This is a genomic window from Lactococcus sp. S-13 (assembly GCF_004210295.1).
In the GTDB taxonomy this organism is placed as follows: Bacteria; Bacillota; Bacilli; order Lactobacillales; family Streptococcaceae; genus Lactococcus.
The window spans coordinates 1,081,259-1,107,389 of the sequence record NZ_SDAK01000001.1; the positions used below are offsets into that span (position 1 = coordinate 1,081,259).

The following is a 26,131-nucleotide window of genomic DNA, read 5'->3' on the forward strand; positions in this document are numbered from 1 at the left end:
TGTAATTTTGAAAAGAGAACTCTTACATGAGTTCTCTTGCTTTTACTTCAATAAAGTTAACCACATCATTAATTGTTTTACCGGTGCTATCCAATAAAACAGCATCATCAGCCTGTTTTAACGGTGAAACCTCACGAGTGCTATCTTTGTGGTCACGCTCAGCAATTTCAATTTTCAAGCGCTCCAGGTCTGTTGGAATCCCTTTTGATAGGTTTTCTTTATAGCGACGTTCAGCACGCTCATCTACTGAAGCAATCAAAAAGATTTTCAAGTCAGCTCTTGGCAAAACAACTGTGCCGATATCTCGACCATCCATGATGATTCCACCCTGATTTGCAATTCTTTGTTGTTCAGCGACCATAAATTCTCGAATTTCTGAAATTGCCGAAATTTTAGACACTGCATTCGTGACTTCGTTGGTGCGAATAACTTCAGTCACATTATCGCTTCCAAGAAAAACTTCTTGACCATTTTCCCTGTTAGCGAAAGAAAGAGGATGATTCTTAATGTATTCAATTATTTTTGTTGCATCTTCGGTTTCTTTTTGAAGGGCAACAAAAGTTGCTGCGCGATACATTGCACCAGTATCCAGATAAATCAAGTCCAGATTGCGCGCTACTATTTTAGCAACAGTTGATTTTCCACTTGAGGCTGGGCCGTCGACAGCAATTTGAATTTTTTTCATAAGGGATTTTCTTTTTCCTTTTAATCTTTTTTATCTTATTTTTATTTTAATTTCAGTACTTGACCAGCATGAATCGCTGAGCCGTCGGCATTGTATCCGTCTGCTGAAATATTATTTAAACTTGCAATTGTCTCCCAAGGAATTCCAGTTTTGGCCGCAATTGTGCTTGGGTAATCGCCCGCGGTAATCGTATAAGTCGTTCCACTTGCTTCAGCACTAGATGATGAAGGAGTGCTTGAACTTGATGATTGCGTCGCTGGTGTACTACTTGACTCAGTTGTTGCTTCTGATGAGGCAGTTGAAGTACTTGAAGTTGCTGCTGTTGTTTGAGTACTTGATGATTGATGGAAACTCTTTGCGATGCTTTCATTATTTTGTCTTTGACTGTTCCAAAGAATAAAAGCAATGGCAAATCCAACTATAATAAACATTAAAACAACGAGAAAAGTCAAAAATCGCGTTGTTAAAGGACGTTTTTCGGTATCTCTTGCGCGAGCTTGTCTTTTCAATTCTTCTGGGTCTTCTTTCATTGCTTTGTAAATTTCATTATTCCAGGGTTCTTTTGTAGCCACGACCTTTTCCTTTCAATTTTCCTAATTTTTTATTATCATTTCTTATATGAAGATAAAAATAATTTCCGATAAATGTATCGCCTGCGGGCTATGCCACCTTCAAGCACCAGAAGTTTTCGATTACTACGATAATGGTATTGTCAAATTCTATGACACTGAAACGTCTATCCAAAACTTTCCTGATAGTTCAACCCTACAAGCTGCTGTCAAAACTTGTCCTACCGGAGCCCTTAAAATTGAAAAGGGACAATAATTATTTTATCACCTTCTATTCTATCATAAGTTTTCTATTTCTCACTATCTTTTAGAAAAATTTATTTTATTTTGATGTTAAATTGTTTTAAAATTCCTTAAAATTATCTATACAGCCTTACAAATAAAGGGTTTTCAATCGCTAGACAAAGGCAATAAGCCTTTCATGAAACCATTTGCAAATGTGGAATTAAAATAGTATAATAGCTAAGTAATAATTTTTATTATAATCTTATATAGGAGGTTACTCACATTGAGTATCGGAATTGTTATTGCGAGCCATGGTGAATTCGCCGCAGGCATCAAACAATCTGGTTCTATGATTTTCGGAGAGCAAGAAAAAGTACAAGCAGTTACTTTCATGCCTAACGAAGGACCAGCTGATTTGCATGCTAAAATCGAAGAAGCTATCGCAACATTTGATGCTGAAGATGAAGTTCTTGTCCTTGCTGACTTGTGGAGCGGTTCTCCATTCAACCAAGCAAGCACAGTGATGGGTGAAAACCCTGAGCGCAAGATTGCTATCATCACCGGCCTCAACCTGCCTATGCTTATTCAAGCCTACACAGAGCGCATGATGGACGCGTCTGCTGGGGTTGAAAAAGTCGTAGCAAATATTATCAAGGAAGCTAAAGGTGGTATTAAAGCACTTCCTGAAGAACTTCAACCTGCAGAAGAAACAGCTGTTGCTGCTCCTGCTGCTGTGCAAAGCGCTATTCCTGAAGGAACTGTTATCGGCGATGGTCAAATTAAAATCAACCTCGCTCGTGTTGACACACGTTTGCTTCACGGTCAAGTCGCAACTGCTTGGACACCAGATTCAAAAGCTAACCGTATCATCGTTGTTTCAGACAATGTTGCCAAAGATGATATGCGTAAAACTTTGATTGGTCAAGCTGCACCAAATGGTATTTCTGCAAATACCGTCCCAGTCAAGAAAATGATTGAAGTCGCTAAAGACCCACGTTTTGGTGATACTAAAGCTCTTCTTCTTTTCGAAACACCTCAAGATGCACTTGCTGCAGTTGAAGGTGGCGTTCCAATCAAGACTTTGAACATTGGTTCAATGGCTCACTCTGTTGGTAAAACTTATGTTAATAAAGTTTTGTCAATGGACAAAAAAGACTTGGAAACTTTTGAAAAATTGCGTGACTTGGGTGTTGAATTTGATGTACGTAAAGTACCTTCAGACTCAAAAGAAGATTTGTGGAAACTGATTGATTCAGTCCGCGATCAATTGCAATAAATCCCATTTATAAACGAAAGGAATAAGACAAAATGTCTGCTATTACTATTGTCTTGATCATCATCATAGCCTTTTTAGCTGGGCTTGAAGGTATTCTTGACCAATTCCAGTTCCACCAACCTATTATCTCATGTACTTTGATTGGTTTGGTTTCTGGACATTTGACAGCTGGTATCATCCTTGGTGGTACACTTCAACTTATGGCACTTGGTTGGGCTAACATCGGAGCTGCCGTAGCTCCTGATGCTGCACTTGCTGGTGTTGCTGCCGCAATCATCCTCATGAAATCTGGAGATTTCACTGAAGGTGCTATCTCAACTGCCGTTGGTGTTGCTATCCCTCTTGCCGTTGCTGGACTTTTCCTTACTATGATTGTTCGTACAATCTCGGTTGGTTTGGTTCACGGTGCGGATGCTGCCGCTAAACGTGGTGATTTCCGTGGTATGGAAATGACTCACTACATCGCTTTGTTCTTGCAAGGTATCCGTATTGCGATCCCTGCTGGTGCTTTGATGTTCATCCCTACTTCTGCTGTGCAAAATGCACTTCACGCACTTCCTGTTTGGTTCACTGGCGGTATGACTGTTGGTGGTGGTATGGTCGTTGCCGTAGGTTATGCGATGGTTATCAACATGATGGCTTCACGTGAAGTTTGGCCATTCTTCGCTCTTGGTTTCGCACTTGCTGCTATCACTAACTTGACATTGATTGCCCTTGGTACAATCGGTGTTGCAATTGCGTTAATCTACATCAACTTGTCTAAAATGGGTGGTTCTGGTAACGGAGGAGCTTCTGGCTCAACTGACCCACTTGGCGACATCTTGAACGATTATTAAGAAGGGAGAACATCATGTCTGAAAAAATTACATTAGATAAATCTGACCGTCGTAAGGTCTGGTGGCGTTCTCAATTCCTTCAAGGTTCTTGGAACTATGAACGTATGCAAAACTTGGGTTGGGCTTACTCTTTAATCCCAGCTATCAAAAAACTTTATACAACTAAAGAAGACCGTGCTGCTGCTCTTGAGCGCCACATGGAATTCTTCAATACTCACCCATACGTAGCTGCTCCTATCATCGGTGTAACTCTTGCCCTTGAAGAAGAACGGGCGAATGGTGCTGAAATTGATGATGTTGCTATTCAAGGGGTTAAGATTGGTATGATGGGTCCTCTTGCCGGTATCGGTGACCCTGTGTTCTGGTTTACAGTTCGTCCAATCCTCGGTGCCCTTGGTGCATCTCTTGCCCTTTCTGGTAACATCCTTGGTCCACTCATCTTCTTCGTTGCTTGGAACATTATCCGTATGGCTTTCTTGTGGTATGTTCAAGAATTTGGTTACAATGCCGGTTCTTCAATCACAAAAGACCTTTCTGGTGGTTTGTTGAAAGATATCACTAAAGGAGCTTCTATCCTTGGTATGTTCATCCTTGCAGTCTTGGTTGAACGTTGGGTATCAATCAACTGGACAGTTCAAGTTTCTTCTGTAAAACTTGCTGACGGTGCTTTCGTTAAATGGCCTAAAGGAAATGTTTCTGGTAGCCAACTTCACGAAATCATGGGACAAGTTGCTGGTGGACTTCCACTTGATGCAACTAAAGTTACAACACTTCAACAAAACTTGGATGGTTTGATTCCTGGTTTGACTGGTCTTCTTTTGACATTCTTCTGTATGTGGTTGTTGAAGAAAAAAGTTTCTCCAATCTTGATCATCGTTGCTTTGTTTATTATCGGTATTATTGCACGTTACTTCGGTATCATGTAATCATTATCATAGAAGAACTCGCATTATTGCGGGTTTTTTGTTATAATTGAGCTATGGTTAAATCATTAAATACACGCTCTGACTTTACTGCTAAAGGTATTGCTTATGTGGGCTTGGGAAATAGTTATGGACAATTTATGCTCGGCGATAAGGCTTTTGAGTTTTTTGATGAGCGCAATGTTTCTAATTTTATCCAAATTCCGTGGGATCAAATTGCTCTTGTTCAGGCTGATGTTTCTAAAAAAGGAAAAATCAGTCGTCATTTTACGGTTCAATTGATGAATCGTAAGTCACGCTTGCGTTTTTCTTCACCTGATTCAGGACATATTCTGCGTTTGATTCGTGATCAGATTGGAAATGAAAAGGTGGTACGTGCCCCTGGTTTCTTCCAATCTTTAAAGTCTGCTTTTACTTTTAAAAGAAAAACAAAAAACTCGTAGTTGCGAGTTTTCTTTTTATTTTCTTTTGACAAAGTGTAGGGCAAATGGTAAAATTATCAATAGAAACGGGTCTTGTGATGGTTTTCTAAGAGAGCTTGTGGTGCTGAGAACAGGCAAAACTGGATATTGACTTTCTATTTCTATTTAATTTGCTCATGAAAATGAGCACGTTTGGCTCGCGTTATGAGCTCTAGAGTTCTATTTGGACTAATTTTTGAATTAGTTTTTATAAAATAGATAATTTAGGTGGAACCGTGCTATGATAGCGCCCTAATTCTTCGGAAATAGGGGCGCTTTTTTTACTGACGTCTTTTCCGTCAGTGTTTTAGGAAACTTTTGGTTTTCGTCAGTAATATTTTTATTTAAAAAAGGAGAAACTTATGCTTGATGTAAGAAAAATTCGTGCTGATTTTGATGGTGTTGCTGCAAAATTGGCAACTCGTGGTGTTGAAAAAGAAAAGCTTGAAAAACTTCATGCCTTGGATATCAAACGTCGTGAATTGATTGTTAAATCTGAAGCGCTCAAGGCTGAACGCAACAGTGTTTCTGAGGAAATTTCTCAAATTAAACGTGCCAAAGGCGACGCAAGTGCCCAAATCTCAGCGATGCAAAAAGTGGCGGCTGAGGTCAAAACAATCGATGCTGATCTTGCTGAAATTGAAAAAGAATTGAACGACATCATCGTGATGCTGCCAAATCTGCCTCATGAAAGCACGCCAATTGGTGCGGACGAAGACGACAACGTTGAGGTACGCCGTGTTGGTACAGTGCCAACTTTTGATTTTGAACCTAAAGCGCATTGGGATTTGGGCGAAGATTTGGGCATTCTCGACTGGGAACGTGGGGGTAAGGTTACTGGCTCTCGTTTCCTTTTCTACAAAGGGGCTGGTGCTCGCTTGGAACGTGCAATTTACAACTTTATGTTGGATGAACACGCCAAAGAAGGCTATACAGAGATGATTACACCTTATATGGTTAATCAAGAGTCAATGTTTGGAACGGGGCAATATCCGAAGTTTAAAGAAGATACTTTTGAGTTGAAAGATGACCGTGGTTTTGTTTTGATTCCAACGGCTGAAGTGCCTTTGACCAACTACTACCGTGGTGAAATTTTGGAAGGTAGCGAATTGCCAATCAAATTCACAGCAATGAGTCCTTCTTTCCGCTCTGAGGCTGGTTCTGCTGGTCGTGACACACGTGGTTTGATTCGTTTGCACCAATTCCATAAAGTTGAAATGGTTAAATTTACTAAACCTGAACAATCTTATGATGAATTAGAAAAAATGACAGCAAATGCTGAAAATATTCTCCAAAAATTGGGGCTTGCTTACCGTGTTGTCGCTTTGTCAACAGGAGACATGGGCTTCTCTGCAGCAAAAACTTATGATTTGGAAGTTTGGATTCCTGCGCAAAATACTTACCGTGAGATTTCTTCTTGCTCAAACTGCGAAGATTTCCAAGCCCGTCGGGCGCAAATTCGTTACCGTGATGAAGATGGCAAGGTTCAACTTTTGCACACTTTGAACGGCTCTGGACTGGCGGTTGGACGTACTGTTGCGGCTATTTTAGAAAATTACCAAAATGCTGACGGATCAATCACTGTCCCTGAGGCACTCCGTCCTTACATGGGTGGACTTGAAGTGATCAAATAATCAAAGAGCTACTTATAGTAGCTCTTTTTCTGTTTCAGAGAAAATGCTGACGAATTCTCATTTTTTGACAAAAGTTTACGTAAGTGCTATTATGGGAAGAACTTTACAAAGGAGCGCTTATGGACAGAATATTTCCAGAAAAATTGAAAAAAGGTGATGAAATTCGCGTGATTTCACCTTCTTCTTCTTTGATCAGAACAGGCCGCTTTGAGGACAAGCTCAAAGCCAAGGAACGCCTTGAAGCGCTAGGTTACAAAGTCACTTTTGGTGCCCATATTTTAGAAAATGATTTGCTCTCTTCAAGTTCAATTGCTTCACGCGTCAGTGACTTTCATGCGGCATTTGCTGATTCCAACGTCAAGGCTGTGCTTTGCACTATTGGCGGTTTTAATAGCAATGAATTACTGCCCTATATTGACTGGGAAATCGTGCGCCAAAACCCTAAAATTTTCTGTGGTTTTTCGGATATTACGGTACTTCATCAGGCCATTTTTTCTAAAACGGGTTTGGTCACTTACTATGGTCCAGGTTATATTGCTTTCTTGATGGATGAATTACAAGATTTCCAAACGGCGCAGTGGCTAAAAGCAGTCGCAGGTCCGTCGACTTATCCTTTAAGTTCCAGTGAGGTTTATACCAGCGATGCTTGGTATGATCCAACGCAAGCACGAAATCCTCTTCCTGCAAGTTGGAAAATATACAATCACGGCACGGCTTCTGGACCAAGCTTGGGTGGCAATCTCAATACCTTGATGCTCGTGACAGGAACTTCTGCGCAAGTCAAGCTCACAAGTCCGATTGCCTTTTTAGAAAATGCCGAAGGCGAAGACCTTTATGATTGGGATCGTGAACTTGCTCATTTCCTACAAGTTTATCCTGATACTGCAGGATTAGTCATTGGTCGCTTTCCCAAAGAAGAGGGAATGACCGAGGAGATTCTGTGGTTTATTCTCGATAAATATCCCCTTTTACAGCGCATCCCCGTCATTTATGATGTTGACTTTGGTCACACCCAACCTATTTTTACTTTTCCCTTAGGAGGTGAAGTTCACATCACAACCGAGCCTTTGAAACTAGAAATCCTTAAAGGATAAGCATTTGTAAGGAGTTTACTATGACAGAAATTTATTTTATTCGCCACTCATTGCGCGACTCAGCAGCCTATGACGATATGGACGTCCCTCTCACTGATGAAGGAGAAAAAAGGGCATTGGTCTTAGCAGAGGCTTTTGAACCAGTTGCTCTTGATCAGATTTACTCAAGCCCTTTTTTGCGCTCTGTCCGAACCGTCCAGCCTCTAGCCGAGGCTAAAGCGCTTGATATTCAACTTCTAAGCGCTCTACGTGAAAGAAATGTCGGCCCGTGGATTGATGATTTTTGGAGTTTTGCTCAGATGCAGTGGCAAGATTTCGATTATAAGCTCGCACAAGGAGAATCCCTGCGTGAGGTTCAAGAGCGGAATATTAGGTCTGTCAAGCAAATTCTTTCAGACTCTGTCAATCAAAAAATTGCAGTAGGAACGCATGGAACCTCCCTTTCAACCATTCTTAATTTTTATCAACCCGACTTCCAATTCAATGATTTCAAAGCTTTAGCAGGAAAAATGCCCTACGTCATTAAAATGGATTTTGATGGACAGCGCTACCTCTCTCATCAAGAAATTCCGATTGATTATGAATAAAAAAAGTTACTGACTAAACTGTCAGTAACTTTTTATTTTTTTAAAGCTCAATAATATTTCCAGAGTTGAGATAAACAATCCACTCACAGAGATTGACTGCATAGCCCGTGATACGCTCTAAGTAAACCAACGTCAGCAAATATTCCTTCCCTGTCGTGACCGTTTCTGAGTTTTCCTTCATCCCTTCAAGAATTTTTTCTTGAATCTCATGGCTCATATTTTTGATGACATTTTGACGTTCTGCAACTTCGTGCGCCCGTGTATCATCGCCTTGAATGTAGGCATTGAGCGAAGCATCAACAATCGATTTCACTTTTTCGCCAAGCAAGCTAATGTCTTCTTCAACAACAGAAATTCGTTCTTCACCTTTCAGCGAAATTGTCGCCTTGGCAATAGATGCCACGTGGTCACCCATACGCTCCAAGTCTGATGATGCTTTTAAAACTGTAATAATCGTCCGTAAATCGCTAGAGACCGGCTGTTGGAGCGCAATCATCTCTAAAGATTGATTTTCCAGACTTTTTTCTTGTTCGTTAATGGCGTGGTCGCCATCAATCACTTGCTCTGCCAAACTCCGATCGTGACTGACAAAAGCACGAACCGCCTTATTCAATTGAGCAGAAACTTGCGTGCCCATCGAATAAAATTGATTGTGAAGTTTGTTCAGGTCTTCTTCAAATTGTGTACGCAACATAAAATACTCCTCTTTCTTTGTGAAAATGTTTAGGTCTATTATACCATTTTACTGACCAAACTGCCCACTTGACTTTAAAAACTAGAGAAAATGCTGACGGATTCTATTTTTAATTTTCGTCAGTATTTTCTCTGTCAAATTCACTTTTTTTGTGACTTTTAGCCAAATTTTCCAGAAATATAATCCGATGTTTCTTGCTTTTCAGGCGTCAAGAAAATACTTTTCGTATCATTATACTCAATCAAATTTCCATTCAACATAAATGCTGTTCGATCAGAAATCCGCGAAGCTTGTTGCATACTGTGCGTTACGATAGCAATCGTATAATCTTCCTTAAGTTCAAGCATCGTTTCCTCAACACGAGCTGCCGAAATCGGATCCAGCGCAGATGTTGGTTCATCCATCAAAATAATTTCTGGATTGACCGCAAGCACCCGTGCAATACAAACCCGCTGCTGCTGACCACCAGAAAGCCCCAGTGCCGAACTGTGCAAAATATCCTTGACCTCGTCCCAGATATTTGCCGCTTTAAGCGAATTTTCAACCACTTCATCGAGTAAAGCCTTGTCTTTTTCACCCTTAAGTCGCAAACCATATACTACATTTTCATAAATTGAGAACGGAAATGGATTCGGCTGTTGGAAAACCATCCCAATCTCCTTGCGCAAATCAACGGTGTCCACCTTTGGGCTATAAATATTTTTTCCCTTATACTCGATTGCCCCCGTGATTGTCACCGTTGGAATCAAGTCATTCATTCGGTTGATCGAACGCAAAAGCGTAGATTTCCCGCAACCAGAAGGCCCAATCAAAGCGGTAATTTCGTTCTTGTAGAATGTCATGTTGATATTATTCAGCGCTTTTTTCTTACTGTAATAAAGCGAAAGATCGCTGACTGTTAAAACTGCTTCTTTTTCCATAATTTACCTTTTTGTAAGTGACCGCTCACGCGATCAGCATTTTTTCCACCTTAAAGCCGCACTTATTTTCAGAATTAGCCAAAATGTCCAGAAACATAATCTTCTGTCGATTGCAGGCTTGGTTGCGTGAAAATTGTACTTGTCCGATCATACTCAATCAAATCACCAGCGTAGAAAAAGGCCGTATTATCAGACGCACGAGAAGCCTGAGCCATATTGTGCGTCACAATAATAATTGTATAATTTTTCTTGAGTTCCATCATTGTTTCTTCAATCTGCATCGTTGAAATCGGATCCAGCGCTGAAGCCGGTTCATCCATCAAGATGATTTCAGGCTTAACAGAAAGCGCACGAGCGATGCACAAGCGTTGAGCCTGCCCACCTGACATTGCCAGAGCAGACTGATTCAAACTGTCTTTGACTTGATCCCACAAAGCCGCTTGCTTGAGTGACGTTTCAACAATTTCATCCAATTTTTTCTTGTCTTTTATCCCCTCACGTCGATGAATGAAAGCAATATTTTCATAAATGGATTTTGGAAAAGGATTTGGTCTTTGGAAAACCATCCCGATTTGCTTACGCACCTCGAAAACATTGACCTTGGCATCGTTAATATTGACCCCTTCATAATTGATTTCACCCGTCACCCGAGCGCCATCAATTGTGTCATTCATCCGATTTAAAGCACGTAAATAAGTTGATTTCCCAGAACCAGAAGGCCCAATTAGCGCCGTAATTTCATTTTTAGGAAAAGCCATTGTCACACCGTGAATCGCTTCTTTCGTTCCATTATAGAAAACCCGCAAATCCTTAGTGGATAATGCAATTTTTTCTTGCTCAGGCACCATAATTTTGCGCTGAGACCAATCATAAGTTGTTGCCATAATATTCCTTTAAGCTGTCTACCCAACCTTTTAAACCGTTGAGTGCCATTTTACGATATCAATCTGTCAGTTTTAAAGGTCTGAAACTCTTTTTTCACTCACTTTAAAAAGACAAATTTATTTACCTTATCTAAATTATCAAGTGTCTAAATCAATTTGACGAAGTCAATTTCTTATGGATTCGATTACCCAAGAAGCGCGCCCCTAAGTTAAAGAGCAATACAAAGATAATCAAAACTGCTGAAGCTCCCGCTGAAATTTGTTGAGCAGTAGAAATCGTTCCCTCAGTATTAAGTGCCCAGATATGAACAGCGAGAGTTTCCGCTGGACGAAAAAGTGACAAAGGTGAAGTCAAACTCATCGGATTCCAGTTGGCCCAATTGATTGGCAAGTTGGTTTGACCCGCAGTATAAATCAATGCCGCAGCCTCACCAAAGACCCGTCCAGAAGATAGGATAACCCCAGTAATAATTCCAGGCACCGCAGCCGGCAAAATTACCTGTGTTGCTGTTTCCCAACGTGACATTCCCAGAGCCAGACCACCCTCACGTTGAGCCGTTGGAATCGCCCGCAATGATTCTTCAACATTCCGTGTCATCAATGGTAAGTTGAAAACTGTTAGTGCCAAGGCACCAGATAAAACGGAGAAACCAAGACCAAATTGTAAAACGAAAATCAGCATCCCAAACAAACCAACAACGATTGAAGGAAGGGAAGATAAAACCTCAATAGCTGAGCGAACCACACCCGTCAACCAATGCTTTTGATTCGCATACTCTGACAAATAAATTCCCGCACCAAGCGATAAAGGAACCGAAATAATCAAAGTCACAATCAAAAGATAAACAGAGTTAAAAAGTTGGACAGCAATACCACCACCAGTTAGCGGATTAGAAACTGTAAAAATAAATCTAGGATCCTTAAAGAGAACAGGCAGCCCTCTTAATAAGATATAAGCCAGTAAAAAGGCAAGGATTAGAACAATAATACCAGAAAGGACGTAAAGAACGCCAGTGGCAATTTTGTCAGAACGTTTAGCATTCATTATTTAAGGCTTCCTTTCTTAGCAATCGCACGCATCGCAAGGTTAAAGAGCAGTGACATAAGCAACAAGAGCAAAGCTAATGACCATAGTGCATTAAGTTGAATCCCCGGTGTTGCATTGGGAATCCCCGAAGTCAAAATTGAAGTTAAAGTTGATGCAGGAGAAATTAAATCTTTTGGCATCATAACAGCATTTCCGACTACCATTTGGATTGCCAAAGCTTCCCCAAAGGCACGCGCCATCCCAAAAATGACCGCAGTCAAGATTCCTGGAGTAGCAGCTCGTAAAAGGACACGCCAAATCGTTTGCCAGCGTGTCGCCCCAAGACCAAGCGAAGCTTCCTTATAGTAGCTTGGCACTGCTTTGAGCGCATCGACCGTCATTGATGTTACCGTCGGCAAAATCATAACGAAAAGGACAAAAACACCAGATAAAAGTCCTAGACCAGTCCCCCAAAGACATTACGAATAACTGGTACAACGACCGTCAAACCAATAAATCCATAAACAACCGAAGGAATCCCAACCAACAATTCAATAACTGGTTGCAAGATTTTTTTACCGTATTTTGGTGAAATTTCAGTCATATAAATTCCCGCACCGATAGCAAACGGAGTTGCCACAAGAGCCGAAAGGACCGTTACAATCAATGAACCAGAAAACATTGGTAACGCACCAACTGCGGGTTTTCCGTCTGGTCCAAGATTACCTGGAGACCAATTTGTTCCAAAAAGGAATCTAAAAGGATTTACACCATCCGAGTAGAACGTCGACAATCCTTTTTGAGCGACAAAAACAAGAATCGCACCAACCACAAAGACAATGAGGGCGATACAAAGGAACGTCAAGCTCTTACCGAACTTCTCAAGTTTAGAATTTTTATTGCTAGAAAGCAATTTTTCTTTGATTTTTGAATTTTCCATAGGGACCTAACTATTTTTTGTTGATTTGCATATTGCTTGACAAACTAAATGTTTTTATTTTTTCATTTGCTTGTTCTAGCACAAATTAAAGCTGACCTGCGCCAGTTTTAATATTTTATGAGCTAAGCTTTTGCTATATTTTTTATTTAATTTTTTCGACATTCCCCTTAGAATCACGGTCAACTTTCATTTCTGAAACACGAATATAACCTAATTCTTCGAGAGTCTTTTTATCATTTTTAACATAATTGATAAATTTATTTTCAACTGTATTCTTATGAGCCTTATTGGTATACATATGTTCGTATGACCAAATTTTCCAAGCATTTGTCTTAACGTTCTCATAAGTTGGCTGAACACCATCAACCTTGATAGCTTTTACGCCCGGTTTTTCAGCATAACTAAAGGCAACATAAGAAATCGCTCCTGGCGTTTGCCCAACTAACTGAACCACTGAACCTGATGCATCTTGTGTTGGTCCATTAACTTCTGTTGCTCCATTCAGTCCATATTTATCAAAATTGACCCGAGTTCCAGAACCAGCCGTCCGACCAATAACTGTAATTTTTTGATCTTTGCCATTGATTGTTTTCCAGTTAGTAATTTTCCCACTAAAAATATCAATCAACTGTTGTTGAGTCAAGTTAGATACCTTCAATTTTTTATTAACAATCGGTGCAAATCCAATCACCGCAACTTTATGGTCAATAATTTTGTCGGCAGCAATTCCCGATTTTTCTTCAGCAAAAATATCTGAGTTTCCGATTTGGAAAGAACCAGCAGCCACTTGAGCCAAACCTACACCTGAACCACCACCTTGAACCATGATAATATCATCTGGATTTTTTTTCATATAATCCATTGAGGCGTGTTCAACCATTGGCTGAAGTGCTGTTGACCCACCAGCTGTCACCTGTTTGCCACTCATACCACAGGCACTCAAAGCAAACAAACTTGCGCTTGCAATCAAAGCGATAAAAATTTTCTTCTTCATAGCTTAATTATACCATAATGCCTTATCAAATTTAGGAAAATGATAGCGTTATTATGTAAATGTTTTGTAAACGACACAGGAAAATGCTCAGCTTCTTAAAGAGAGTGAGCAGTTTAAATTCCTGTCCTGTAATCAAAAACAATGAAGAAAGTTTTTTAGTATCTACCACCTCTTTATACTCATAGGACTAACCCACTTTGATAATCTGCAAATTCTCAATCTCACGATAAACTTTTTAATTTATGAAGAAGAAAATTTTTATCGCTTTGACGAGTTGCTTATCGAAGGAGACTAGTAGATTATTATTATTTTTTAGTGATATTCCCTTCAGCATCACGCTCAACTTTCATATCACCAATTGGAATGTAGCCCAATTTTTTGATATCTTTTTCATTGTTTGCCACATATTTGATGAAAGCTTTCTCAGCTGCAGTCTCCTTTTTAGTGTTTGTATACATATGTTCATATGACCAAACTTTATATGCGTTGGTTACAACATTTTCTTCAGTTGGCTCAACTCCATCAATTGATACTGCTTTAATATCTTTGCTTGTTTCAACATAAGAAAGTGCAACATAGGAGATAGCTCCTGGAGTTTGCCCAACCATTTGTACAACTGATCCTGAAGCATCTTGAGCAGGTCCACTAACTTCCGTTGCTCCACCAAGTGCTAAACGGTCAAAGTTTACGCGTGTCCCAGAACCCTCTGTACGGCTAATTACTGTGATTTTTTGATTTTGCCCGCCTACTTCTTTCCAGTTTGTCACTTTACCTGTAAAAACATCTTGAAGCTGTTGAGAAGTTAGATTTTTAACATCAATATCAGCATTTATAATTGGTGCAAAGCCAACAACAGCTACTTTATGATCAGTGATAGCTGACGCATCAATTCCGGATTTTTCTTCAGCGAAAATGTCAGAATTCCCAATTTGGAATGAACCTGTCGCAACTTGAGTCAAACCAACACCAGAACCGCCCCCTTGAACAGTCACTTGAACATTAGGATTTTTTGCCATAAACTCCGTAGAAGACTGCTGCGCTAATGGCTGGAGAGCTGTTGAACCACCAGCAATAATCTTACCTGAAAGAGCTTTATCAGAAGATTGTGATGAACTAGATGATGAGCTATTAGACGAGCCACAAGCAGCTAAAGTTAAAAGAGCGCCAGCAGCGATTAGACCAACAAGAATTTTCTTTTTCATGAGTAAACTTCTCCGTAAATTTCTAAGTAAATTGTTAAGCATTTTTGCTTACAAAACTATTTTATCATCTCTCACACTCCTTATTTGTAAATAATTAGTAAATAAGAAGTAAATGTAATGTAAATCATATTTTTACCTCATCTTTTGCAGATAAAGCTCAAGAACATCAGTTGAGATAGCCTTAATCCGTCTTTAAAAATAGAAAAAGAACTGTTAATGCCACAGTTCTTTAATATTCTAACGATTATAAGCCTTGATTTGTCGCGCAATATCTCGATTTTGTTCTTTACGTTTTAAGGTTTCGCGCTTATCATAATCTTTTTTCCCACGCGCAAGTCCCATTAGAACTTTGGCAAATCCGTTCTTTAGATATACTTTCAATGGAATAAATGTTATCCCCGTACCAGTTAGTTCTTTATCAATTTTTGCAATCTCTGCTTTTTTCAGTAACAATTTTCGAGTACGTAATTCTTCCACATTAAAAATATTGCCCTGCTCAAAAGGTGCAATATGTACATTTGACAGCCAAACTTCCCCATTTCGAACACGTGCAAAGCCATCTTTAAGTTGAATTTTTGCCTGACGCACGGACTTAATCTCCGTTCCTGTCAGCACTATTCCCGCCTCAAAAGTTTCATAAATTTCATAATCATGCCGCGCTTTTTTATTCTGAGCTAACGGCTTGTCTTCTGTGTTTTTTACCATGCTTTAATTTTACCACAAAAATAATATTTATTGAACAAATTCTTTAATGCTTCGCAAAATCTCTTCAGCTAAGAGCTCATAGGTTTCCGGCGTAAAATGTATCCCATCTGCTCTCAACAAGCCTTTTGGGTTTTCATGTTCTGACATTGTTTGAAAAATATCAATAACTTGAATTCCTTTTCTCTCAGCCAGATCAATTGTTGCCTGCCGAAAAAGTTTTACTTCGGACAACTTGCTATAATGCATGGGCTCGTCATCGTTGTAAAAAGGAGGAGTAATCAAAATCGTTTTTTTCGGTCCTAAACGAGAAATAATTTGTGCCAAATTATCCTGAAACTCTTGTAGGCGAATCAGATGATAAGGTGAAGCATCATTTGCTCCAAAAAAGACAAAGTTTAAATCTGCTGCTTCTTGAGCAACATATTTGAGACGAAATAAGGCCCCATAAGTGTCATCGCCATTCATTCCATAGAGGATAACTTTTATATCAGGGCGCTTTTGCTCAATTAAGCGAGCTAAAATCGTTGATGAACCGCCCTCGTCCATCCCAAAACCATTTGTTACTGAATCGCCAAAAATCGTGATTTTCATGTACTGACCTTTCAAAATATTTTTCTATATTTTACCACATGATACTAGTTATTAAAAAGCTCGCAGTGAATCCTGCGAGCTTTTGTCTTCTCTTTTAGTTTACTGAACTTATACTAATTTCTCAGAGACAGCAGCTAAAAGTTCTGGAATCCCAGAAGCGTTTGAACCACCGGCCATGGCCATATCTGGTTTTCCGCCACCTCGACCGTCAACAAACGGAGCGAGTTCTTTGACTAAATTACCAGCTTTAACCACTGAAGATTTAGAAGCAACCAAGAGACTTACTTTTTCACCAATCTTAGCAACTAAAACCAGCACATCTGATAGTTCTTTTTGTTTCCAAATATCTGCCAAGTTACGTAAGCCGTTAGCATCAGGAACTGTCACTTGACTTGCAATAAAGCTTGTGTCGCCAGCTGTTTTCACATCTTTAAAAATTTCATCTGATTGTGAAGCTGCCAATTTTCCAGCTAAGGCATCATTCTCTTTTTGGAGTGTTTTAAATTCTTCTTGAAGGCTTGATACTTTTGCTACAACTTGTGATGCTTGTGGCGCTTTTACAACCGTTGCTACTTCAGCCAAAGTATTCTCAGCATTTTTGAAAGCTTCATAAGCCTTTTGACCAGTTACAGCAATGATTCGACGCACACCAGAGCCAATTCCTTCTTCTTTAACAATCTTGAACAGACCAATCTCAGAAGTACTTTGAGTATGTGTTCCCCCACAAAGTTCGATAGAATAATCGCCAATGATGACAACACGGACATTTTTCCCGTATTTTTCACCAAAAAGTGCTGCTGCTCCCAGTTCTTTAGCTTGGTCAACCGTCAAGTCCGTGCGTGTTTCAACGGCAATGTTTTCCCAAATTTTTTCGTTAACTTCTTGTTCAATTGCTGCTAACTCCTCTTTGGTTACTTGAGCAAAGTGAGTAAAGTCAAAACGTAAGAAGTCTGTTTCATTGAGTGAGCCGGCCTGCAAAGCATGATTCCCAACCACAGTATGTAAAGCAGCATGAAGTAAGTGAGTTGCCGTGTGGTTTTTCACAACAGCATTACGACGTGCTTCATCGATTTCTAAGGTATAGCTTTCGCCAACTTTCAATGTTGATAAAATTTCAACAGCGTGCAAGTTTTGCCCGTGTGGTGAGTGTTGCACATCGACAACATTAGCTACTACTTGTCCAGCTGCGTTTTTAATTACACCATGGTCAGCAACTTGTCCACCCATTTCAGCGTAAAAAGGTGTCACATCAAAGACCAATTGGGCATGACCTGTCACGGTTTCAACTTTTTCGTCTTCTTTTACGGCAACCAAAAGTTTAGCTTGAGCTTGATGTTCATCATAAAGGAAGATTGATTCTACCTCGATTGATGACAGGGTTTCATTTTGTGAACCCATAGACCCACCTTTGACAACGGCAGCACGCGCACGGTCTTGTTGTTCTTTCATAGCTGCTTTGAAACCTTCGTGATCAATCTTGAAGCCTTCATCTTCTGCTAGTTCTTCGGTTAATTCCACAGGGAACCCATAGGTGTCGTACAGGCGGAAAATATCTACTCCGTCAAGGGTATCTTTACCTTCGGCTTTAAGATTAACTAACAACTCATCAATCAGTTTTTGACCTGCATCAATCGTACGGTTGAATGTTTCTTCTTCGCGATCAATGATTTGCATGATGAAATCTTGTTTTTCAAGGACTTCTGGATAGTAAGATTGCATAATTTTACCAACCGTTGGCACCAGTGATGCCAAGAATTTACCTTGAATGCCCAATTTTTTACCGTGCATAACAGCACGACGAAGCAGACGACGAAGAACATAACCACGTCCTTCATTTCCTGGCAAAGCACCATCACCAATTGCAAATGAAAGTGAGCGGATATGGTCAGCAATGACTTTAAAGCTCATATTTTCTGTGTCGGGACTGTAAGTTTTACCAGATAGTCTTTCGATTTCGCGAATGATTGGCAAGAACAAGTCAGTATCAAAGTTAGTTTTTCCGCCTTGGATAATGCAGACCATACGCTCCAAGCCCATGCCCGTATCAATATTTTTTTGTGGCAATTCAGGATATTCTGAACGAGGAATTGCTGGATTAGCATTGAATTGTGAAAGAACGATGTTCCAAATCTCGATATAACGGTCATTTTCGATATCTTCTGCCAATAATTTCAAGCCAACGTTTTCTGGATCATAAATTTCTCCACGATCAAAGAAAATTTCGGTGTCAGGGCCTGAAGGACCCGCACCAATTTCCCAGAAGTTATCTTCAATTGGGATAAGATGTGATGGGTCAACACCAACCTCTACCCACCGATTGAAGGTATCTTTATCATCTGGATAGTAAGTGATATAAAGCTTTTCAGCTGGAAAATCAAACCATTCTGAACTGGTCAATAATTCCCAACCAAAAGCAATTGCTTCGTTACGGAAGTAATCACCAATTGAGAAATTTCCAAGCATTTCAAACATTGTATGGTGACGAGCAGTTTTTCCAACATTTTCAATATCATTTGTACGAATTGCTTTTTGGGCATTGGTAATCCGTGGATTTTCTGGCACTACTGATCCGTCAAAATATTTTTTGAGGGTAGCAACTCCAGAATTGATCCACAACAAAGTTGGATCGTTCACAGGAACGAGGCTTTGTGATGGCTCAATTGTGTGGCCTTTTGACTTGAAAAAGTCGAGGAACATTTGGCGAACTTCTGCAGAAGTCATGGTTTTCATTATTTTTCTCCTTTTGGTGACAAGTCCATTTTCTTAGGAACTTTAAAGCATGGGTAAATTTTCATAATTACTCATCCTTTAAAGCTTCTAAGAAACAAACTTCATTTTGTGAAAAAATTCACGATAAAACAATAAAATTCTACCGTAAACAAAGGGGCGTATACAGTTATACCGCGGTACCACCCTTATTCACGATAGAATCTCTATCATCTTAGTTTGGTTGTTAAAGCAGTTTTCGCTGCTGTAGGCACGGTTTTGACTTACTCATTCACACCAGTCTGAGCTCTCTTTTAAGTCAATGATTTAATTATTTAGTTGATGAGCTTGTTGATGATGTTGCTGTAAATTGTGAGAACAGTGATGAGAATGCTGTTTCTTTCACTGTTACGTTATTTTTCTTCAGGTATTTAGAAATAACGCCTGCTACATAAGTTGAATCTTGTTCTTTTTCAGATTTGATTACTGCTTTAAGCTCTTTTTTGTACTTGTTCATGTCAGTACCTTTGTCAGAAGTTTTAACCATTTCGACAAGATAGTAGCTTGATGAGCCAGTTGATGAATTTGTCGCTTCAATGACATCTGAAAATTCACCATTTTTCAACTTAAACGCCGCTGTTTGAACTGCCGCTGGAACTGTTGTTGTGGTAGAATTGAAAGTCATCTTGCTTGCTGCGTTTGTTTTTTCAAATGCTGCTTTACCAGCATCATCTTTTTTAGCTGCTTCTAAAGCTTTTGTAGCCGCATCTTTTGATGTTTCTGCAACAACGTAGGCAGTCACATCTGGATGATAAGTTGCCCATGCTTTTTTAAGGTTAGCATCCGTATATTGAGTTGCTTTGATTTCATGTTCAATTGCGGCTTGTTCTAACATTTGTGTACGCATATATGGCGTAAAGCTTGCTTCTGTCAAGCCTTGTTGTTGCAAAGCTGATGAGAATTGTTCGCCATATTGACTCTTAATTTTCTTAACTTGTGCAGCAACGTCTTTGTCTGTCACTTCTTTACCAAAATCTTTGCTGAAAATTTTGTCAAAAGTAAGGTTTTGGAGCAATGTTGTAGTAGGCATTGACGGGAAATCTTTAGCTTCTTTGTATAAATCAGAAACACGAATGGTGTCACCTTTCATGGTGATGATATCCTTGTCAGTTGAACTATTACTTGAGCAACCAGTAAGGGTAACAAGCGCTGCACCTGCAAAGACTGTAGCGATGACTAATCCGAGTTTTTTTAATTTCAAGATATTCTCTCCTTCGCATCAAGATTCTTATCCCTTCTGGACAGGAATCAATGTTTTATTTCTAACTTGCTGTAATTATATCATAAAAAGTTGAAGAAATCCGTATTTATGCAAATTTTTCATTTGTAAGTTTGGTAACTATTTTTTCAAGAAAATAAACGAGTCAATTGAAAATTTTTAGGCTTTTTTAATCATCAATAACCCATCACCAAGTGGAAGGACACTGGTCATGTATTTTGGATTATTGAACACTTCATCGAATAGGCGTCGTAGTCCTCTTTCTAACGCACGTTGGCTGCGTTTAATTTCCATGATTGGGACTAAAATTTCTCCTGCTTGAAATATATCATCCATTAAAATGACACCATTATCTGAAAGTAATTCTAACGCTCGAGGTAAAAATTCGACATATTTTGACTTGGCAGAATCCATGAAAATGATGTCAAAAGTACCTGTAAGCTCCGTCAAAACTTCGGCCGCATCGCCTTCTTTAAGAATTATTTGTTTGCGATGATCATACTGTTTCAAATTTTCTTTGGCTAGGGCAATCATTTCAGGATTACGATCAATGGTGACAATTTCTGCATTTGGAGCACTTTCTGACATCATCAAGGCCGAAAAACCAATTGCTGTTCCGATTTCTAAAATTCTTTGCGGACGCATTAAGCTCAAAAGCATTTGGAAATAAAGAACTGTTTCATGAGGAATGACCGGAATATTATTCGTTTGCGCAAATTCTAGAACATTTGTGATTTCACCACTCAGCTGAGTTTGACTTTCCCGCATCCATTCCACAAGTTCGGGTTTGACAACGGGACGGTTCATCATTGGATTGCTTGTTCGTTTATATGTTTCAACCATGTTTAAAGATGGACTCCTTTTTCAACTAATTTTTCTAGTTCATCCAAACGTTTTTCAAAGAGTTTGAATGCTGCTTCAAGATATTCGCCAGATTCCATATCAACTCCTGCCTTAGCAATGACCTCTAAGGGGTAGGCTGAAGATCCTGCTTTTAAGTAATCTAGGTACTTTTCACGATCTTTTGCTGTTCCGTGAACAATTTTTTCTGCTAGAAAGCTAGCTGCTGCAAATCCTGTGGCATATTGAAAAACATAAAAATTATAGTAAAAATGCGGAATTCTTGCCCATTCGTATTGAATTTCTTCGTTTTCAATAGCAGACAAGCCATAGTACTTTTCATTAAGTTTTCCGTAAAGTTCGTTCAAAAACTCACTAGTTAAAACTTCGCCAGCTGCATCTGTTTCATGGATAATTTGTTCAAACTCGGCAAATTGGCTTTGACGGAACACAGTACCTCTAAAACTGTCAAGCCAATGATTCAGCAGGGCAAAGCGTTCTTTATCATTCTTAGATTCGTTGAGAAGACTTTCAGTCAAGATGTTTTCATTTGTTGTTGAAGCAATTTCAGCCAAGAAAATCGGATAATCTCCGTAGACATAAGGTTGATTTTCTCTTGTGAACGTACTATGCATGGAATGACCCATTTCATGAACGAGCGTGAATAAGTCGTCAAGGGTTTCTTGCCAATTTAAAAGCATAAAGGCATTGGTAGTGTAAGCTCCACCAGAGTATGCTCCTGAACGTTTTCCAACATTTTCAGCGACATCAATCCATCGCTCATCAAATGCTCGTTTGACTCTCATTGCATAAGCTTCGCCAAAAATAGACAATACTTCTTGAGCTTTTTTTTGACCAGATTCATAGTCGAACTTATAGTCTAAATTTGATAAAGGGCGATAGAGGTCGTACATTTTGAGGTCTGGAAGTCCCAATATTTGCTTACGTAAGGCAATATAACGATGCAAAAGTGGCAAGTAATGATGCACGGCTTTTAGTAGCACGTCATAAACTGTTTCGGGAACAAAGTTACTCTCTAAAGCGGCTTGGCGGGCAGAATGATAGCCTCTGATTTGGGCTTTGAAATTATGCACTTTCACATTAGTTTGCAGGGTTTTTGCATAAGTGTGTTGGTATTGCTGGTAGTTACTGTAAAGGGCTTCATAAGCTGCTTTGCGAACTGTTCGATCCTTACTTTCCATAAGGGAAATATAATTACCATGGGTGAGTTGAAGCGGTTCTCCTTTCTCGTCTTTTACGAGTGGAAAGCGCACATCAGCATTATCAAAAACCTCAAATGTTTCTGTGGCACTAGAAAAAATTTCCCCAGCTGAGGCTAAGAGTTGCTCTTCTTTTGGGCTTAAAATGTGAGCTTTTTTAGCGAATAGGCGTTCAAAGTAATGAGCAAATGCTTGAAGTTTTGGTGTTTCTTGGAGGTAAGCAGCGTATTGCTCAGAAGAAAGTTCTAGAAATTCTGGCTCATAAAAAGCTGTCACTGCTTCAAATTTGACATACAGCGCTGTTGCTTTTGACTGATATTCCTGATATTTTGCTTTTCTGGTGTCTTGATCATTTTTCATTGAAGCGTAGACATAGAGCTGCTCGATGTCAGCAGCGGTGGATAATAGTGTCTCAGTTGCTTCCAGAAGAATCATTGAGCTTTCAAGCAAATGTCCCTCAAAGTCTGGTAGGTTATGTCGGCTAGCTCCTTGCCATTTCCCCGAACTTTCTAATTTTGCGCTCACGCGAGCCAATTCTTCTTCCCAAGCTTGATCTGTTGAAAATATTGTTGTTAAATCCCATGTTAATTCTTCAGCGATTTCTTCACGTTCTTTAACCATTTTGCTCCTCTCTTTTTGCTTAGGGGTCGAAATTTTACTTTCTTTTTTCTAAGCTTTGACCTGATTTTTTTCGTTTTCACGTTCTTTCATTATAGCATAGAAACGCGGTGGGTAGAGGTTTTCAGTGTATTTTTCTGTAAAATTTTCCCAAAAATTTTGGTAATACTCGCTGATATTTTGAGTAATTTGACAGAAATTCACTGACGGAAGTTCCAATTTACTGACGGTCAGTAAATTTAAGCCTGGTGGAGCAAAAAAAGACTTCTGAAAATTTTTCGTCAGCAAATTCTCTCCCTTTTGGTAATATATTTCTTGTATTTTGAGCCATTTTGCGGAACGATGGAAAAGTTGCTGACGGATAAAACGTTCTGATGATTGCCCTTTGGGCACGGTAATGCTCTGTAATTTTTGACGCTGATAAGGGCGGCGCAAGAGTGATAATAAGGGCGCTTTTTTAAAAGAAAATTCGTCCGTCAAATAAAGTAAATGCCCTTGCAAATCTTCGTGAATGAGTGATTTTAATCTTAGTTTTTGTTTTTCGAGATCTAATTCCCAATAGTAAAAACCTCTATTTTCTGAAAAATAAAGAAGATTTTTTTGCAGTTCAGTCAATCGCTCTTGCATCCATAAGTCTTTTCCCATCAACCAAAGCACACGATAACCATGTTGGCGATAATTTTCACTGCGCTCTTTGAGCCTTTTTAGAGATAGGTAAGAACACTGAATTTCGATAGCAATTTTGTCGTTGACAAGTAAGTCTGGTCGTTGATTTAATGCAGGCAGATAGCGTTCAATCTCTACTTTTTCATCTTGCTTAAACCATTCATAAAGTTCTTTTTTTAAACCTAAATGTTGAGCGGATTCATTTTCAAGTGCTAAATCACAGGCTTGTAAACTTTTGTGAGCAAAATGAGGAGTTTTTATGGCTCCATTTTTTAGGGAAAGTTCAGAACGACAAGCGGGACAAAAATACTTTCCTTTCAAGGATTCCGGTCTATTTTCTAAAAGATTTATAAGTTTTTTATTTTCATCAAAAGCTGTTAGCATACTTATATATACGATAAAAATCTCCTTTTGTAACAGAAAAAATGCTGACGGAATTTTCGTCAGCATTTTCTCTTAATGATGAAGGTTAATTTGACGCAAAATAACTGTGCCAATTGCCAAAATAACAAAGAAAGCAACAATCAATCCCACCCAAATCATGTGTTTTTTTCGTTCAGTATTCATCACAGCAATAAATTCTCGAATAAACGCCGGCACTCGGTAATACATCGCGGTCTTTCCGCCGCGTCCTCCTTCAGCTTCCAGTCCCAAGCGGGCTGCAAATAAAGCGGCACGAAAAACATGATAATCAGAAGTAAAGAAGAGAAACTTGCTTTTGACCAATTCAGAAGAAAAAACAAGATTTTCATAGGTTGTTCGTGACTTATCCTCAAGTCTCGTACGCTCTATTGGAAAGCCAAGGCTTTCAACCGCATATTTCTGCATGGCTTGCGCTTCAGAAATCTTTTCATCTGCCCCTTGCCCTCCAGAAAATACCAGAATTGTTGATTGATTACGAACGGCATTGACCGCGGCTCGAATCCGATTTCCTAACAGTTTACCAACACGTTCCCCTTCAATCAGACCCGCACCAAGCACCACGTGATAAGAAGCAGAAACTTTGCGAACTCGCCGCCCGTAAACCCAGCTTGACAAGAAAAAAATGCCAAATTGCCAAGCTAAATACACTGATAACACAGGGAAAACCATCCCCAAAATACGTAACCAAAGCCAACTATCTGGCAAATGTCCCAAAGAAAGATAAATCCAATCCACAAGTAAAAACAAGAGCACAACGATAGGAAGGAGCAAGTTACCAATGGATTTTGACTCTCGCCGCCACATTCTAACTGTTAAAACAACGATACTAATAGGAACGACCACCCCAATAACCAAAGGAAAAACCCCAATAAAAATCAGTTCCGCAATAAATAAGAAAACGAAAATTTCCAGATGTAAATTCGTCAAAACAAGCCCTGAACCAATAACCCCATTGATTGTAACCCAAAGAAAGAGTAAGTAAAAAAACGCCAACCTACCCAAACGTAAGGTTCGTAAATCCTTTAAATGCCGCAACTTCCAGCCAAAAAGAAAAGTTAATCCAGCAAAAAATAAGGTTAAAATCGCTCCTACAATAAATAAGCCATTATCCATAATCCAGTCTCACCTACTCCTTTTATTTTTCCTATTACTTAAATTTCACACAAATTACTCCATTATAGCTAGAAAAACTAATTTTTTATTAAATATAAAAAGTTCAGAAGGTGTTTCTTTTCACTTCTGAACTTCAATCTTTATTTATTCGTAAAAGAAAGTCTTAACATAGTTCATCGCTGCTTGATTTTTGGGCATTTGTGTATGACTTGTATCTTCCCCCTTGATGAGATAATGCACAACAGAATTTCCATTTTTTATCAAAAGCGGGTAGATAGAAAATGCATCCGCAAAAGGTACTGTTCCGTCTGTTTCTTTTTTCATATCATAAGCCCCCTCAAGCAACACCACTTGAATGTTTTTGTCCACGCGCTCATAGTTTTCTTGCCAAAACTTATAATATTTTGTTTTGACTTTCGGGCCATCTTTCAAGACTTGTTCAAGTGTTTGGTCTGGTTGCGCCGTGCAAGCATTAAACTGACCATCAAGCGCCACCCACTTTTTAATCGGAGGCAAATCACGGTCATAGCCATGCTCAATGAGATAGCGATAAGTTCCGCCACCACCTGCTGAAAAGCCTAAGACATTAACATAAGGCACATTGTAGTGCTTACCGAGATAGCGCATAATTGCTTCTAAAGCATTTTCATACTTAACTGAATTGTTCGTTCCTTTGACCATGCCAACTTCAATGGTTGGGTGATCATTGTGTCCGTCAATCTTTCCCGTAATTTTGAGCGAATTATCATTTTCAGTGTCCACAACAATTGTTAGCCCTTTTTTCGCATGAGTGCTTTTGTCTGAAGTCATAGTGTTAACCATTGCATCCATAGAATGTGCATTGCCACTAGAACCAGCAATATAGAGTGTTGGATAGAGGGGGCGATTTTTCGTTGCTCCTGCTGGATGAGGCGCAAGCACAAAACGACCAATCACTACTCCAACAACAAATACACCAATAAATTTCACGATAAGACTGATTTTTTTCATGATTAAATTTTACCACTTTTTTAATAAAT

25 protein-coding genes and 1 pseudogene are annotated in these 26,131 nt (G+C 39.3%); 8 read left to right on the plus strand and 18 right to left on the minus strand.

Annotated elements, in window-relative coordinates; all coding sequences use genetic code 11:
- Positions 1-22 precede the first annotated feature (22 nt).
- Positions 23-685, minus strand: a complete 663-nt coding sequence (cmk, locus tag EQJ87_RS05360) for a (d)CMP kinase (protein ID WP_130123655.1) — start codon at positions 683-685, stop codon at positions 23-25.
- Positions 686-726: 41 nt separating this feature from the next.
- Positions 727-1,257, minus strand: coding sequence for an SAG1386/EF1546 family surface-associated protein (locus tag EQJ87_RS05365; RefSeq protein ID WP_130123656.1), 531 nt, complete (start codon positions 1,255-1,257; stop codon positions 727-729).
- A gap of 46 nt (positions 1,258-1,303) precedes the next feature.
- Here EQJ87_RS05365 and EQJ87_RS05370 point away from each other — a divergent pair, with 46 nt between their 5' ends.
- The 8 genes from EQJ87_RS05370 to EQJ87_RS05405 all read left to right on the plus strand — a co-directional run bounded on the left by EQJ87_RS05370 (position 1,304) and on the right by EQJ87_RS05405 (position 8,290).
- Positions 1,304-1,510 carry a ferredoxin gene (locus tag EQJ87_RS05370; RefSeq protein ID WP_130123657.1) on the plus strand — a complete coding sequence of 69 codons (207 nt, stop codon included), beginning with the start codon at positions 1,304-1,306 and terminating at the stop codon, positions 1,508-1,510.
- A gap of 252 nt (positions 1,511-1,762) precedes the next feature.
- Entirely contained in the window at positions 1,763-2,755 is a 993-nt protein-coding gene (locus EQJ87_RS05375) for a mannose/fructose/sorbose PTS transporter subunit IIB (RefSeq protein WP_130123658.1), read from the plus strand.
- Between the two features lie 32 nt (positions 2,756-2,787).
- Positions 2,788-3,591 (plus strand): mannose/fructose/sorbose family PTS transporter subunit IIC, encoded by an 804-nt coding sequence (locus tag EQJ87_RS05380; protein WP_130123659.1) that lies wholly within the window; start codon positions 2,788-2,790, stop codon positions 3,589-3,591.
- Positions 3,592-3,605: 14 nt separating this feature from the next.
- Positions 3,606-4,517: a PTS system mannose/fructose/sorbose family transporter subunit IID gene (locus EQJ87_RS05385; protein ID WP_130123660.1), complete on the plus strand. Its 912-nt coding sequence runs from the start codon at positions 3,606-3,608 to the stop codon at positions 4,515-4,517.
- A gap of 53 nt (positions 4,518-4,570) precedes the next feature.
- Positions 4,571-4,957, plus strand: a complete 387-nt coding sequence (locus EQJ87_RS05390) for a DUF956 family protein (RefSeq protein ID WP_130123661.1) — start codon at positions 4,571-4,573, stop codon at positions 4,955-4,957.
- A gap of 380 nt (positions 4,958-5,337) precedes the next feature.
- Positions 5,338-6,609: a serine--tRNA ligase gene (serS, locus tag EQJ87_RS05395; protein WP_130123662.1), complete on the plus strand. Its 1,272-nt coding sequence runs from the start codon at positions 5,338-5,340 to the stop codon at positions 6,607-6,609.
- A gap of 119 nt (positions 6,610-6,728) precedes the next feature.
- Positions 6,729-7,703, plus strand: a complete 975-nt coding sequence (locus tag EQJ87_RS05400) for a S66 family peptidase (protein ID WP_130123663.1) — start codon at positions 6,729-6,731, stop codon at positions 7,701-7,703.
- A gap of 20 nt (positions 7,704-7,723) precedes the next feature.
- Entirely contained in the window at positions 7,724-8,290 is a 567-nt protein-coding gene (locus EQJ87_RS05405) for a histidine phosphatase family protein (protein ID WP_130123664.1), read from the plus strand.
- Positions 8,291-8,330: 40 nt separating this feature from the next.
- On the opposite strand, the gene phoU is transcribed toward EQJ87_RS05405, so the two are convergent.
- The 16 genes and pseudogenes from phoU to EQJ87_RS05485 form a co-directional block, all read right to left on the minus strand.
- The gene (phoU, locus tag EQJ87_RS05410) at positions 8,331-8,984 is read right to left on the minus strand and encodes a phosphate signaling complex protein PhoU (RefSeq protein WP_130123665.1); all 654 of its coding nucleotides are present in this window, start codon (positions 8,982-8,984) and stop codon (positions 8,331-8,333) included.
- Positions 8,985-9,142: 158 nt separating this feature from the next.
- Complete coding sequence (gene pstB, locus EQJ87_RS05415; RefSeq protein ID WP_130123666.1) at positions 9,143-9,904, minus strand: phosphate ABC transporter ATP-binding protein PstB; 762 nt, start codon at positions 9,902-9,904, stop codon at positions 9,143-9,145.
- Positions 9,905-9,978: 74 nt separating this feature from the next.
- Positions 9,979-10,788 carry a phosphate ABC transporter ATP-binding protein PstB gene (pstB, locus tag EQJ87_RS05420; RefSeq protein WP_130123667.1) on the minus strand — a complete coding sequence of 270 codons (810 nt, stop codon included), beginning with the start codon at positions 10,786-10,788 and terminating at the stop codon, positions 9,979-9,981.
- Positions 10,789-10,939: 151 nt separating this feature from the next.
- Positions 10,940-11,833 carry a phosphate ABC transporter permease PstA gene (pstA, locus tag EQJ87_RS05425; protein WP_130123668.1) on the minus strand — a complete coding sequence of 298 codons (894 nt, stop codon included), beginning with the start codon at positions 11,831-11,833 and terminating at the stop codon, positions 10,940-10,942.
- Positions 11,833-12,755: pseudogene (gene pstC, locus EQJ87_RS05430) on the minus strand (phosphate ABC transporter permease subunit PstC). The gene pstA and the pseudogene pstC overlap by 1 nt, the downstream one beginning before the upstream one ends.
- A gap of 142 nt (positions 12,756-12,897) precedes the next feature.
- On the minus strand, positions 12,898-13,749 hold the full coding sequence (locus EQJ87_RS05435; protein ID WP_130123669.1) for a phosphate ABC transporter substrate-binding protein PstS family protein: 852 nt from the start codon (positions 13,747-13,749) through the stop codon (positions 12,898-12,900).
- A gap of 305 nt (positions 13,750-14,054) precedes the next feature.
- Complete coding sequence (locus tag EQJ87_RS05440) at positions 14,055-14,951, minus strand: PstS family phosphate ABC transporter substrate-binding protein (RefSeq protein WP_130123670.1); 897 nt, start codon at positions 14,949-14,951, stop codon at positions 14,055-14,057.
- 237 nt (positions 14,952-15,188) lie between these two features.
- Entirely contained in the window at positions 15,189-15,656 is a 468-nt protein-coding gene (smpB, locus tag EQJ87_RS05445; RefSeq protein WP_130123671.1) for an SsrA-binding protein SmpB, read from the minus strand.
- Positions 15,657-15,683: 27 nt separating this feature from the next.
- Positions 15,684-16,247 carry a GDSL-type esterase/lipase family protein gene (locus EQJ87_RS05450; RefSeq protein ID WP_130123672.1) on the minus strand — a complete coding sequence of 188 codons (564 nt, stop codon included), beginning with the start codon at positions 16,245-16,247 and terminating at the stop codon, positions 15,684-15,686.
- A gap of 108 nt (positions 16,248-16,355) precedes the next feature.
- Entirely contained in the window at positions 16,356-18,977 is a 2,622-nt protein-coding gene (gene alaS, locus EQJ87_RS05455; RefSeq protein WP_130123673.1) for an alanine--tRNA ligase, read from the minus strand.
- A 307-nt stretch (positions 18,978-19,284) separates the two neighbouring features.
- Positions 19,285-20,214 (minus strand): peptidylprolyl isomerase PrsA, encoded by a 930-nt coding sequence (locus EQJ87_RS05460; protein WP_130123674.1) that lies wholly within the window; start codon positions 20,212-20,214, stop codon positions 19,285-19,287.
- A 177-nt stretch (positions 20,215-20,391) separates the two neighbouring features.
- Complete coding sequence (locus EQJ87_RS05465; RefSeq protein WP_130123675.1) at positions 20,392-21,075, minus strand: O-methyltransferase; 684 nt, start codon at positions 21,073-21,075, stop codon at positions 20,392-20,394.
- Positions 21,076-21,077: 2 nt separating this feature from the next.
- Complete coding sequence (gene pepF, locus EQJ87_RS05470; protein ID WP_130123676.1) at positions 21,078-22,913, minus strand: oligoendopeptidase F; 1,836 nt, start codon at positions 22,911-22,913, stop codon at positions 21,078-21,080.
- 48 nt (positions 22,914-22,961) lie between these two features.
- Entirely contained in the window at positions 22,962-23,960 is a 999-nt protein-coding gene (locus EQJ87_RS05475) for a competence protein CoiA (protein WP_130123677.1), read from the minus strand.
- 72 nt (positions 23,961-24,032) lie between these two features.
- Positions 24,033-25,112 carry a YdcF family protein gene (locus EQJ87_RS05480; RefSeq protein ID WP_130123678.1) on the minus strand — a complete coding sequence of 360 codons (1,080 nt, stop codon included), beginning with the start codon at positions 25,110-25,112 and terminating at the stop codon, positions 24,033-24,035.
- 144 nt (positions 25,113-25,256) lie between these two features.
- A complete protein-coding gene (locus tag EQJ87_RS05485) occupies positions 25,257-26,102 on the minus strand; it encodes an alpha/beta hydrolase (RefSeq protein ID WP_130123679.1) in 846 nt (281 codons plus the stop codon).
- Positions 26,103-26,131: the final 29 nt, after the last annotated feature.